14 protein-coding genes are annotated in these 12,520 nt (G+C 60.2%); 1 reads left to right on the top strand and 13 read right to left on the bottom strand.

Annotated features, from left to right (window positions below; all coding sequences use genetic code 11):
* The 3 genes from CS903_RS09090 to CS903_RS09080 all read right to left on the bottom strand — a co-directional run.
* Nucleotides 1-2,836: phage tail spike protein (locus tag CS903_RS09090; RefSeq protein ID WP_099333245.1), on the bottom strand; the 2,836-nt coding region annotated here is incomplete at its 3' end.
* Entirely contained in the window at nucleotides 2,833-3,525 is a 693-nt protein-coding gene (locus CS903_RS09085; protein WP_099333244.1) for a phage tail protein, read from the bottom strand. The genes CS903_RS09090 and CS903_RS09085, both read right to left, overlap by 4 nt.
* Before the next feature lie 30 nt (nucleotides 3,526-3,555).
* A complete protein-coding gene (locus CS903_RS09080) occupies nucleotides 3,556-6,363 on the bottom strand; it encodes a phage tail protein (protein WP_099333243.1) in 2,808 nt (935 codons plus the stop codon).
* Nucleotides 6,364-6,428: 65 nt separating this feature from the next.
* On the opposite strand from CS903_RS09080, the gene CS903_RS09075 reads away from it, so the two are divergent.
* A complete protein-coding gene (locus tag CS903_RS09075) occupies nucleotides 6,429-6,899 on the top strand; it encodes a hypothetical protein (protein ID WP_099333242.1) in 471 nt (156 codons plus the stop codon).
* A gap of 11 nt (nucleotides 6,900-6,910) precedes the next feature.
* Here CS903_RS09075 and CS903_RS09405 read toward each other — a convergent pair whose 3' ends face one another.
* From CS903_RS09405 to CS903_RS09030, 10 genes are all read right to left on the bottom strand, one after another.
* A complete protein-coding gene (locus CS903_RS09405) occupies nucleotides 6,911-7,087 on the bottom strand; it encodes a hypothetical protein (protein WP_164996727.1) in 177 nt (58 codons plus the stop codon).
* A gap of 14 nt (nucleotides 7,088-7,101) precedes the next feature.
* Nucleotides 7,102-7,527: a hypothetical protein gene (locus CS903_RS09070; RefSeq protein ID WP_099333241.1), complete on the bottom strand. Its 426-nt coding sequence runs from the start codon at nucleotides 7,525-7,527 to the stop codon at nucleotides 7,102-7,104.
* Complete coding sequence (locus tag CS903_RS09065; protein ID WP_099333240.1) at nucleotides 7,528-8,130, bottom strand: major tail protein; 603 nt, start codon at nucleotides 8,128-8,130, stop codon at nucleotides 7,528-7,530.
* Nucleotides 8,131-8,157: 27 nt separating this feature from the next.
* Nucleotides 8,158-8,505, bottom strand: coding sequence for a hypothetical protein (locus CS903_RS09060; RefSeq protein ID WP_099333239.1), 348 nt, complete (start codon nucleotides 8,503-8,505; stop codon nucleotides 8,158-8,160).
* Nucleotides 8,502-8,942 (bottom strand): HK97-gp10 family putative phage morphogenesis protein, encoded by a 441-nt coding sequence (locus CS903_RS09055; protein ID WP_099333238.1) that lies wholly within the window; start codon nucleotides 8,940-8,942, stop codon nucleotides 8,502-8,504. The genes CS903_RS09060 and CS903_RS09055 overlap by 4 nt, the downstream gene beginning before the upstream one ends.
* A complete protein-coding gene (locus CS903_RS09050) occupies nucleotides 8,929-9,279 on the bottom strand; it encodes a head-tail adaptor protein (RefSeq protein ID WP_099333237.1) in 351 nt (116 codons plus the stop codon). Before CS903_RS09050 ends, CS903_RS09055 begins: the two co-directional genes overlap by 14 nt.
* A 3-nt stretch (nucleotides 9,280-9,282) precedes the next feature.
* Nucleotides 9,283-9,630 carry a head-tail connector protein gene (locus tag CS903_RS09045; RefSeq protein WP_099333236.1) on the bottom strand — a complete coding sequence of 116 codons (348 nt, stop codon included), beginning with the start codon at nucleotides 9,628-9,630 and terminating at the stop codon, nucleotides 9,283-9,285.
* 31 nt (nucleotides 9,631-9,661) lie between these two features.
* The gene (locus CS903_RS09040; protein ID WP_207203811.1) at nucleotides 9,662-10,885 is read right to left on the bottom strand and encodes a phage major capsid protein; all 1,224 of its coding nucleotides are present in this window, start codon (nucleotides 10,883-10,885) and stop codon (nucleotides 9,662-9,664) included.
* Between the two features lie 27 nt (nucleotides 10,886-10,912).
* A complete protein-coding gene (locus CS903_RS09035) occupies nucleotides 10,913-11,704 on the bottom strand; it encodes a head maturation protease, ClpP-related (protein ID WP_207203810.1) in 792 nt (263 codons plus the stop codon).
* Nucleotides 11,697-12,520 (bottom strand): phage portal protein (locus CS903_RS09030; RefSeq protein ID WP_099333233.1); only part of this gene is annotated, 824 nt, incomplete at its 5' end. The genes CS903_RS09035 and CS903_RS09030, both read right to left, overlap by 8 nt.

Here is a 12,520-nt window from a genome sequence, read left to right as displayed (position 1 = left end):
TCGCGGTCGCAATAAAACCGTCAGCCACCGTGAGCTTGTCGCTCGTGATGGCCCCGGCCTCAATCCGCGCTGCCGCCAAATAGCCGGTCGTGACCTTGGAAGCGTCGAGACTGGCGATTTTGGCGTTAGTGATGGCCGCGTCAGCGATCATCGCGGTCTTGATAAACCCATCAGCCACCGTCAACTTGTCACTGGTGATGGCCCCGGCCTCAATCCGCGCTGCCGCCAAATAGCCGGTCGTGACCTTGGAAGCGTCGAGACTGGCGATTTTGGCGTTAGTGATGGCCGCGTCAGCGATCATCGCGGTCTTGATAAACCCATCAGCCACCGTCAACTTATCGCTGGTGATGGCTCCGGCTTCGATGCGCTCCGCCGCCAAGAACCCGGTCGTTATCTTCGAAGCGTCGAGACTGCCGATTTTGGCGTCCGTGATGGCCGCGTCAGCGATCATCGCCGTGGCAATGAATCCGTCAGCGACCGTGAGCTTCTCCGAGGTTATGGTCCCGGCCTTGATCCTCGCTGCCGCCAAGTATCCGGTGGTGATCTTCGCAGCATCCAACGCGCTGATCTTGGCGTTGGTGATTGCAGCATCTTCGATCATCGCCGTCTTGATGACCCCAGCGTCGATGGTGGTCTCACCGGAGAGGTGAATGCGCGCCGCGGCGATGAGGATCGTCTCTGGCGATAGGTTTATCTGGGAGATGATCTCCCCGGACTTAACGCGCAGGTTGATGTTGTCTTCCAACGCGGTGATAGCCGCCAACGTGTCAGCTTGATAGCCAGTGATCACCACCTTGTAGGCGTTCAGGTCGTTGGTGACGGTGGTGGCCTTGGTGAAAGCCTGATCGGCTTTACTTTGGGCGGTTTTCACGTCTGTCTGGGCTTTGGTGACGGCCTGGTTGATTGGCGTGATCTGGGCCTGCACTTGGGCAGCTGTTTGGGCTGCACCAGTGGCGACCACAGTTGTGTCCTCCAGGTCCTCTTCAGCGACCTTGAGCCTGTCCTCGAGGTCTTTTGCCATCTGGGACACGGTGTTCGCAGTCTGCTGCGCTCCCGCAGCCACAGTCCGCGTGTCCTCAATGTCGCTCTCAGCGGTTTTGAGGCGTTCGTCCAGGGCTTTGGAGGTTGCCAGGACGGTGCTCGCAACCTGCGCTGCTCCTTCCGCAACCGTGGTCGTGTCCGCTAGGTCATCTTCAGCGGCCTTGAGCCGATCTTCCAAATCCTGCGCCACCTGGGACACTGCATTCGCAGTCTGCTCGGCGGTGTCAGCGACGGTGCGGGTGTCTGCGAGATCGTCTTCGGCTGTCGCCAGACGTTCTTCGAGGGCTTTCGCTGTCTCCAGGACGGTGTTGGCGGTTTCCTCGGCGTCTGTTGCGGCTTGCTTCGCCTCGGATATGTCTGTCTGCGCGGCGTCGATGGCCTCTGAGGCTTCTTTCGCCGCGCTTTCTGCGTCTTTCGCGGCGTCAATAGCGGTCTGGATCTCGGCCTTGGCAATGTCGAGTTCAGCTTGAATTTGGGAGTAGTTCAAGTCCGACGCGAGGGACACCCAGCCCGGCGTGCCATCGCTGGTGGTCGTCCAGATCCAGATTTCGGTGAGTTCACCGTTTTCCTTGAACCACACATCCCCGAGCTGTGGGTTCGCGGGCTGTTTGGTGCCGTAGTAGTTGGTGTTCTTCCCCGAAGCGCTCGTCAGGGCGAAGTCGGCGAGTTCCCCTGCCGCTTGGGCGGCATCAGACAGGGCGTTGACCTTACCGGTCAGGGACGTGAACTTCGCGCTGGTACTCCCCAGAGTTACTTTCAGGTAGGAGCCGGTCAGCGGGTTGTACTCATAAGCCACCACCCTGGAAGTCAGACGCTGGCCGAGATCGGTGTGAATCACCGTCACCGTGTCACCCAGCAGCACCTGTTCCAGGTCTTGCAGATCTGCGTACTCGACTGTGGAGGCGAGGTCCGCGAAGGACACCGAGTAAGACGCTGCGGGTTGATCGATCCTGCCCTGGCTGTACTGCAGCTTCGCCAACCTGCGCAGCTCCGCATACGCCTGGGTGAGAGTCAGTTCGTCCTCTTTCGGGGGCTGGCCTTCTGGGGCGGCTTTGACTTTCTCGAACCGCACCACCCGAACATGCGGCTGCAAGTACTCACCGACCCGCGGCGAATCCACATACAACTCGGGTAGCAACAATCCGTCGAAACCAACCGGCAAAATCCTGGTAGTCACGGTCGAAAAGTCCAGAGTGCTTTTGTAGCCGGTGAGGTTCTTCCGATCCGCGATCACCACCCCGTGGTCCGCGCCCCTATGAGACTGCTGGAGGATGTGAAAGTTGTTCCTCGTGTAATCCCCACCCAAACGGCTAATCAGCGTGTTGTCAGTTCCGGCATCCAAAATCGCTGCCGCGACACTCATCCGCACCACGCGGATGTTCGCTATCGGGCTGCTGGCTCCTTGGCTGGTGTACCCAGTCGGGAACTGGGCGGCTCCCAGCAGCTGGGTGAGCGCCTGGGCCGGGGTTTTGTTGACGATGAACGTGTCGGCTACCAGGTTGGTCGCCAAGTCGTAGAACACGTGCAAACAAACCACGTGCAACATGGAATCGGTGGTGGCCCCAATTTCGCTGATCCGAAACCCCTGCCGCGCGCTCATCCCAGGTACGGGGGCGGCGACAATGCTCTCCACCACCAGTAGGTCCGCATTTGGGGCGCCTGCTGGGTAGTCGAACTCGAGGGTGAAGCTACCATTCAGAGTCTCGACCACCACTGGGTTGATGATGTCAGCGTCGAGGGTGGCTTGGCCGGAGTACGTGAAGTCGCGGGCGTCGCGGGCATGAACGGTGATCACAGCATCCTCCAGTTCGGCTCCAGAATGGCCTTGGTGACCCCGGCGGAGACCTTGACCGTGTTCGAACCAGTTCTCAGCTCTGGGTAGTCGGGGGTGATCGCATCCGCCCCGGCCTTAGAACCGACCCGGCACACGCGCAAAGCAGAATCGATAGTGAGTAGTCCGGCGGGGCTTTTGATGGAGAACACCTGCCCATTGACGGTCAGGGTGTGCGTGCCGGTACCTTCCAGGGTGATGACCGGCTGGGAATACGCGGTGCCGACGTTCAGCAGGGTTTTCTGACCGGTGAACTCCACCACCGGGACATCGAGGAGGTAGGCGAAAGGTGCCAGGCGCATCTGGATTTCAAACACGGCGAACCCAGCGAACAACTGCTGGAGGCCCCCAACCATGACGGTCTTCACCTGGTAGAACACCCCAGGACTGGTGGAAAGCTCCAGCGTCTTCGCGGCGATCAGGGCGGCAGTAGCCTTCCGGTATTGGCCGATGAGGTCCTGGCCTTGGACTGCGGCCTGGAAAGAGAGTTCTTGGTCCTCCCACCCCTGCACGCGAGTGAGCGTCCCTTCACGCCCGAGGACTTCGAGGTGTTCCACGACGCGCTGCGAGGCGGGAAGGACAGGTGGGCGGGTGATGCGTAAACCCAGATCCCGCTCGGAGTTCACGTTGTCGTTGATGGTGAATGAACGCATATCCCACCCTCCCTTCCTGATCTCTTGCGGCTAGTAGCTGGCGAGAAGTCCTTCCCTGCGGGACAGGGTTTGCAGGCGCGCGTCGATGCTTGGCGTGAGCCGCCCAACGAGCGCGCCGTCATCGAGGACCACTCGCAGGTCCAAAGCGCCCAGCAGACTCGCCGTCACCGAGGCGACCAGGGTCTGCGGGTCAAACCCACCCGGGCCGTCGCTGGCGCCACCGAGACCGCTGAACAACTGTGGCGGCGGTGGTGAGGCCGTGAGATCGCCGGGACTGAAGGTGGTGTCAGCGGTGATGGGGATGTTGATGCCGTCTTCCAGGCTACTCATCGCCCCGAGCACGTCAGCTGCCATACCTTCGGCGGCATCTGCCGCCTCGTGGCCTTCGCTCACTATGGCTCCGGCCAGTCCCGTGACGAGCATTTGGCCGATCCACGCCATTTCGGTTGAGGGTGAGTGGATACCGAAGAACCCCGTGATCCCATCCCAAATCCCACCGATCCACCCGGAGACCTGATCCCAGAGCCACCCGGCCAAAGACGTGATCCCTTCCCAAAGGCCGCGCACGATGTTCCCACCGATGTTCACTATGCGCCACATCGAATCCCCAAACGCCGTGACAAGGCCGGTGATGATTTCTCCGGCAGCGCTTGCGATCTGCACAACAATGCTTGGCAGGTTCTGGATGAGTGCCACCAATAACTCCACCCCGGCGGAAACAAGCTGTGGGATCGACCCAAGGATCGCGGTGACCAGACCGGACACGATCTGCGGTATCGCGGCGACTATCGCGGTGATGATTTGCGGTAACGCACCAACCAAAGCGACCAACAGTTTGATCCCCGCATCAATGAGCAGTGGGATCGCCCCGATAACGGCATTGATGATAGAGGTAACGATCTTGGGGATTGCTGCCACCACAGCGGTAATGATTTGGGGCAAGGCTTCAACCAAAGCGGTCAACAATGCGATGCCCGCGTCAATGATCATCGGGATTGATTCGGTGAAGAAGCCCACGATCGCATCCACAATCGCGGGTAGTGCCTCAATCAACACTGGGATCGCTTCCAACAACCCCGTCACCAGGCCCACGATCAACTGCAGGGCTGCGTCCAGCAGGAGTGGTAGTGCGTCGATGAGGCCGGTAACGATGGCCTCCAACGCCGAAATCGCCACCGGCAACAACTCGGGCAGCATGTCGGTCAGTCCCTGGGCCAGTGCCAGGATGATTCGGATTCCCGCGTCCACCACTACCGGTAAAGCGTCCAGGATCGCGGACACCAGGAGTGGTACGGCGTCCATGATCACTTGAACCAGGACGGGGATCAGCCCGGCAATGACCCCGAGTATTTCGGGTACCGCGGCGCTGATCGCTCCCACCACACCCGGGAGGGCCTGAGAGATCCCTTCCACTAGGGCGCTGATGATCTGGGTGCCTCGATCAACCAGTTCAGGGATGGTGGTAGTGATCGCCTCGACCATCCCGTCAACGGCGGCCCGCATCTTTTCTTCGCCACCCTCAGCGCCCTGCGCAAAATCCAACAGCGCGCTGATCCCATCCGCAAACGCGGGCAACAATGCGTTGGAGAGTTGGAGTTTCAAGCCGCCCACGGTGTCTTTGACGCGGCCCATCGCGCCGTTGAACTTACCCGCCGCATCCACCTGCTCATCCGACATGACCAGGCCAAGGTCGTGAGCCCTTTGGCGTAGTTCGTCGGTGTCTTCGCTGGTTTTGTTGAGCAGGGGTTGGAGTTCCATTGCGCCTTTGCCGAACAGCTTCAGCGCGGCAGCAGTGCGGTCGGCGTCGCTCGGCATGCCCTGCAACGCGGCAATGGTCAGGTTCAACGCTTCTTCGGGGCTTTTGCCTTTCACCTCGTCGAATGAGAGTCCTACGGCTTCGAAGGCTTTGGAGGCGCTGTCGCCGTCTTCGGTCATCCCGCCCATGGTCTTTTGCAGGGTCTTCATCCCAATACCCAGCACATCGACACTGGTGCCGGACTTCTTGAGGATGTAGGACCATTCCTGGAAGCCCTCACGTGAGAGTCCAAGTTTCTGACTGGTGTTGTTGATCTCCCTGCCACTAGCCGCAGCGTCGGAGGCGAGTTTGAACATGCCAGCGCCCGCCGCGACCGCCGCCGCACCAACAGCAACCGAAGCCCCGACCACGGCCTTACCAACGGTGGCGAACGCGCCGGTCACGTTCTTGATCTTTGAAGAGGTCTGTTCAGTCTCTTGGGCGGCTTCCTTGGTGCCGCGCGTGTACTGACCCAAAGATTCAGTTACCTCACGGACCTGATCTTCCTCCGCGTCCGCCGCCTTACCCGCCGCCTCCTGCTCAGCCGTGAGAGTCTTCAACCGTGCTTCCAGCGTCTTGGCTTCTTGGGAGTTTTCGCCGTACTCGGCTTTCACCGCCACATAAGCCTTGACCGTCTCATCGATCTCTTTACCGAGGGCGTCATACCGGTCAGCGTTGGACAACAACGCTTTGTCGTTGGCGGAGAGTTCCTTCTCCATCCCCGCCAACGCGGTTCTCGCCTGGTTGAGTTGAATCTGCCAGTTCTGGGTGCGCCGATCCGACTCCCCAAACGACTCCGACGCGTTCGCCAGCGCCCGCTCCAGCTCAGTGATTTTCGACTTTTGAGCGTCAATCTCCCGCACCAAACCAGCACTCCGAGCCGTCAAAGCGGCAGCAGACTTGTCCGTGCCTTCGAAACTGGTGGCCGCGAGCTTGAGTTCGGTCCCCAGGACACGCATTTCCCGGTTGATGTCGCTGATGGCGCGCTTGAACTCGCGTTCACCCTCTAGGCCAATCTTCAAACCAAAAGACGAATCAGCCACGACGATTACCGCCTTTCGCGAGACAGGTGCCTTTTTATGTCGGAGGCTCCGGTTAGCATGGAAATATGGCGATCAAGAAGAATCCGTACGGCGTCGGATACTCAGGAGAACGCGCTTTTGAGCGGCCCAGGATTTGCAGCTGCTGCGGGATTGAGTACCTGTGGCGCGGGACTGACGAGACCAGCATGGAAATTGCCGTCTGCCCGCTTTGTGAAGGGCACGGCGCCGACACGCCTGAACAGGAACTCCAAATGCTGCGGGATCATCAAGGGCATCTGGTGGATGCGGTCAACAAGGCGCGCCACATGACAAGGGAGACGAAACGTGAGAACGCGAGATTGGCGGAGATAGACAAGTCCCGCCGCGAACAAGTGGCTGCTGCGCTGCAAGCAAGAGATCGCTTCCGCGGCGTCGTTGAAGCTCTCCAGCAGACGCACATCCTCGATAAAGGCGGGTGTGCCTGCGGCCAGAAGGACTGCGACGTGCTGGAAGTCCTCCAGAAGTCATACCGGCAAGCCGACAGCTGGTACTACTGACCGGCGTCAACTCAGATGCCCGGCGGGATGATCTCGTCGATGAACACTTCCCGATACGGGCGTGCTCGCCCGGTTTCTTGTTTCCAGCACTCCACGAGGTCCAGGAGCAGGCCGAAGGGGGTGAGCCAGAACTGCACGCCCGCCAAACCCAAATGAGCACTGGCGAGGTAGAGCAGCCTGGTGAACACCGCCGAATCGGTATCTACTCCTGTGTTGCGGGCGCTTTTGGGTCGGCCCCGCTGACGATGTTTCGTTTGGTACCGCGCGTGAGGCACTCAGCGATGGCGTCCTTGTAATCGACCAGGTCACCCGGAACGGTCAGCAACTCCACCGCTTCCTCGGTCAGCAGAGTCTGCTGGTCGTCGGGGTGGGTGAGGTTGTGGACCAGGATGCTCTGGTTCGCCAGCAACGTGATCAGCCAGATCAGGTCGGACAGGGATTGTTCGAAGTTCTCCGCCGCCATCAACGTGTCGCCCAGGTTCTCTAGGCCGCCGAAGCGTCCCGCGATCTCCCGAGTCGCCCTGGTGGTGAGGAGCAGCTCGTAACCGTTGCCGCCAACCGTGATCGAAGCTGACCGCTCAGCGGCGTCAACCGGCTCGCTGGTCTTGTCTTTGGTTTTGGCGCTCATTTACTTGCCCTCTCCCTGGCCGCCAGCTGTGTAGGTGGGTTCGTAGACCGCGTCATACCAAGCGGACACCACTGCGCCCGACCCTGACTCGCCCTCGCTGACTTCCGCTTTCCACGGGTGCGCGCCCGTCGCATCCGGCTTGTTGCGCCGCAGGATGGTGCCCTCAATCGTGGGTGTGGAGAAAGTGATCGAGTCACCCTTGGTGGCAAGGCTCGTGGCGGGGACTGCGAATTTGACGCGGTAGAGCCAGAAATACTTGAACGTCCCGTCCGCCTTACGAGCGCGGAAGCCGACCGCGACTGAGCCTGCGCCGTCTTCGCTGGTGGAGATCAGTACGTTGTTCTTATCCAGCCTTGCGCCAACCAGGTCGGCTGCGACATCGGCTCCGAGGTCATCGATACCCAAGGAGAGGGTGCCGGACTTGAACTCTTTGACGATCTCGCTTGCCCCGTCATCGGCGTACAGGATCGCTTCAGCGAGTTCCACGGACAGTTCCGCGCTGATAGCTTTCGCCAGGGGTTTGGGGCCCGCGTAGGTTTCTTCGCCTTTAGCGTTCTCTGTGATCGGCGCGTAGTAGAGCCGATCCAAACCAATAGTTGCCATAATTCGTGTGTCCTTTCAGAAGAGGGCCTAAAACAGGGATTGTGGGATGGCGGCATCTACCGCCCAGTGGTGGTATTTCGTGTCATCTTCGTATCCGACGTAGCGCCTGCCAGTGATGGTCACGCCTTCGGCCAGTAGTTCACGGGTGAGGGCTTGGGCGACGTGTTGGTAGTGGGCTTTGGTGAAGAGGCTGGCCCTGACCTCGATCAACTCCGCTCCCGGCAGTTCATCGGCGAATACTTCGAACGTTTCCGCCAGAGGCACTAGGACCACGTAGGTGTCTGGTGCGGGTGTTCCAGCGTGGTTGCCGACGCTGACCGGCAAACCCAGGTGCCCGCAGATGCGGGTGAGGGTTTCCAGGAGGGATTCACTCATTTGGGTAACTCCTCATCAATCAAGGCGCTCAGTCGGGTTTTCATGGCTTCAATGCACGCCGTCCGCGTCTGCGACCGGGTTGGCGCGAGGAAAGGACGCGCAGTCTGGTTGGACCTGCCGTATTCGAGGACATTCGCCACCAACGCATTCGACCTGCCGTCACTGCGGTTTTCGGCAAACCCGACCTTCAAGTTGTGGTCCCCAGTCCTCCCGGTTTTCACCGGCGTGACACCCAAAGCTGAAGCCAACTGCCCGGTCGACCGGGGTGGTGCTTTGGTGTCTCTGCCGATTGCTCCGGCCAGGTTCGCCGCCAGTTTGGGTGTGACTACGGCTGCTCCGGCTTTCAGGGTTTCTTCCGCCAGGTGGTCGAGGTCGCCGCCGAGGCGGGTGAGTTCGTCGATGATCTGGTTGGGCATTTTCACCTCAGCCCGAGCCATGACCGGTTCCTTGCGGTTCGGTGAGTTTGGCGAGGATCTCCAAATAGCGTCCTCGACCTCTTACGTCTTCCACACTCTCGACCGTGTAGTGTTTCCCGCCCGCTTCGACCACCAAGCCGCTGATGACGTCTAGGCCGGGGATCATGCGGAGACGAAACGAATGCGTGGCTTTACTAAACGCGGCGCGGTTCACCCACGCACTGGTCGCATGCCGCGCTTCCACGAATGCTCTGGTGGTGGCGATAGGTAGGTACTGGGTTTCCTGAAAACCGGACGTGTCAGTAACGACTTCGGCCTCACAGATGGTGATTGGGGTGTTCATCTTCCCAAACGACATGACTTACATCTTCCAATCTCGGTCAAGCACTAGGAGCCGGTTGACTGCTACCCACACGGCAGCAGAAGCGTTCGTGTTGTCGGCGTAAAATCCGCCCGTGGATCCGTCCCGCGATTCGTAAAAGTGCGAGGCCAGCATGACCACTGCCTGCCTGGTTGAACCCGGCATCGAGTGGTCCTGGTAGTGGTTTTCGGGGAGGTGTTGGAAGGAGGTGGCATACGAGAGCGCGGCTGTAACCATTTCAGCCACCAGCGCGTCATCCCGGTCGTGTTCCAGGACCAAGTTCGCCTTGGTCTGAGTTACCAGGTCTTCCAAAGTCACCGGTTCCGGGATTGTTTGCTGGTCGCTCATTTCTGCCACCTCCTTCCTTACCTGCCTGCTGTTACGCGCCTGCCTTCTGGGTGAGCACCTTGACCGCCTCGGGAAGAATCAACTTCCCGTCCAGGCGCTGACTGGCGAGGAACCCGACCTGCCCGGTGGTGGCGAACAGTTCATTGAGACGCTTGAAGGAGCGTCCCTGACGGTCAGCCACCCAGTAATACACCAGGTCACCAAACGCCACGGTCTTGGCTCCAGCCTTCATCTCAGGAACAAACACCGACGTATGCACTGGTCGGCCCAGCACCGTGTCCGGCGTAGTCGCAGTCAGGGCGGGCTGCCAGAGGTACTGGCCGTTCCCGTCTTTCAGCTTCCGGATCGCTTTGACTGTGGAGTCGTTAGTCAGCCACACCGCGTTCTTCCGATACGGGGCACGCAGCGCGTAATGCAGATCAATCAACTCATCCGCACTAATGTCGGTGGCCTTAGCGGTCGTGACCGCAGCCTGGGCACCCGCAGTCGCGTCCAGCAGACCGGTCGGCTTGCCTTTGCCGTCACCTACGAGGAACGCTTCTTCTTCGGCAGCGCCAATACGTCGGGCGAACTCGGTGGCGAGGTATGCCTCAACATTGAAAGCCGAATCATTCAGGAGTTCTTCGCTGATTTTGAGGAAGGTGCCGAGCTTGAACGCCGACAAAGACACCTGAGAGAAGGCTTCGTCGGACTCAACATACGGCTTACCTTCGTCCAACCAGGACGCACTGCCATGGGTTGAGACAACGGGAATCTTGCGGTCCCCGCTGGTGGTTTGGATGACTTTGACGAGGCCGCGCATCACGTTTTGATCCGCGAGAGCGTCGACCAGGGTGTGTTCGAACTCGTCGGGCACCAGGTAACCGCCCTCAGAGTCCACGCCTTCACTCAATGCGTTGCGGACTTCCATGGGTGAAGCGTTCAGGCGCATCGCATCCCAGAACGCACGCTTGTACGAATCCGCTGCCCGCCCGGTCTTCACCTCCCCAGCGGTGTCTTCGCGGTTCATGCCGGGCATGGAGGTCAGCGGCGTGGTTTGGGCGCGGGCCATGTCCGCCTCGAAGCGGGTGGCGCGCTCTGCGCGAGCAATCTCGGTGGTGAGGGTGTCGATTTCGGCTTCCATACGCGCATACGTGGTGTCATCCTCAGCGGACAGGCAACCGGAGTCAGCGTCGCGGCGCTCATCCAAGAACGCTTTGGCTTTCTCCCAGGTCTCAGCTCGGCGGGTGCGTAGGTCGGTAGCGGTTAGTGACATCAGAGTGTTCCTTCCAGAAAGTGGGTTCTATTTGGTTCGTTGGGTGAGGTCGGCATACAAATCCACCAACCGCCGCCCAGAAGCCTCCGGCTGGGGAGGCGCGGGTTGGGGTTGGTGGCTGGTGATCTTGTTCAGCAACTGGCGGTCAGCGTTGCGGGCAGAGAACACCACGCCACGACCAGACGCTGTGGCCCGGCCGGACTCGCCTTCCTCTGTGCCGCCCGCGTCCTCATCGACCTCCACGACGACTGTCTTGGTGTTGGTGATGAGGCGGTCGGCGAAGCCCAGGTCAATGGCGGCCCTCGCGTCCATCCACGTCTCGGCATCCATGAGTTTCGCGAGGCGTTTGCGGTCCAGGCCGGTTTTCACCTCGTAGGCGTTGATGATGGATTCCTTGACGGTGGCGAGCATGTCGATGGCCCTGCCCAGCTCCGCCTCGTCCCCAACCGCCAACGTTGCCGGGTTGTGGATCATCATCATCGACACCGGCGACATCGCAACCGTCGAGGCGGCCATGGCGATCACGGAAGCTGCTGACGCGGCGACCCCATCAATGTTGACGGTGACGTGGGCTGGGTAGTCGATCAGCATGTTGTAAATCTGGGCGGCAGCGACCACGTCACCACCAGGGCTGTTCAACCAGATGACAACCTCGCCACTGCCCGCGTTTAGTTCACTGGCGAACAGGCCTGGGGTCACGTCATCGTCGAACCACGATTCCTCCGCAATCGGGCCGTTGATATGCAAAACCCGAACCCCACTATCGGGATTCGGGCTGTTCGGGTCTGGCGTCTGCCAGTTCCAAAATCGTCTACTCACGTCTCATACCTCCAAAATCTCGCGGATCGGGTGCTGCCGAGTCGGCTGCTGGTTGTTTGGTTGCGTAGGCTCCGGCCATGTTCAGGGGCAGCATGTTCCCATTCACCAAATACAAGTCCCCACCCTCGGCTTCGTCGATGCGGTCCAGGTTCTCTAGTTCCCTAATGTCGTTAGCGCTCATCCACCCGTTCTGCCGCGCGACCGCGTAACCATTCATGCGGGATGCGTAGTCGCCGCGCAGCAGACCTTCGAGGTTGAACTTCACGTAAACGCTGCGCCGCTCCGCCTCGGTGAGGAGTTTCGCGGTTATCGCTTGCTCGAAGCGGATCACCCACGGGTCCAGCGTGTACTTCACGAACTCCAACGACTGCTGCTCAATGTTGGAAAACGAGGACTTGTCCAGGTCCCCGATCATGTGGGGTGGGACGTGGAAGATGCGCGCGATCTCACCCATCTGGAACTTACGGGTCTCCAAGAACTGGGCTTGCTCCGGAGACATGCTGATAGGCGTGTACTTCATGCCCTCTTCCAGCACGGCGATCTTGTTTCCGTTCTTCGCCCCACCAAACGTGGCCTGCCACGACTCACGCACCCTCGTTGGATCCTTGATCGTCCCCGGATGCTCCAACACACCACCCGGAGCAGCACCATTAGCGAAGAAAGAAGCCCCGTAGTCCTCGCAGGCTTGCGCCATGCCAATAGCGTTCTTCGCCATCGCTATCGGGCTGTAGCCCACCAGCCCATCAAAACCCAGACCCGGAATATGGAGCACCTCAGAGGCTGCGAGGCGCACCAGGCCGGTGTCTCCGGGGACTT

The sequence above is a fragment of the Actinomyces minihominis genome, from assembly GCF_900187855.1.
GTDB classification, from domain to species: domain Bacteria; phylum Actinomycetota; class Actinomycetes; order Actinomycetales; family Actinomycetaceae; genus Scrofimicrobium; species Scrofimicrobium minihominis.
This window is presented reverse-complemented; position numbering and strand designations above follow the sequence as displayed.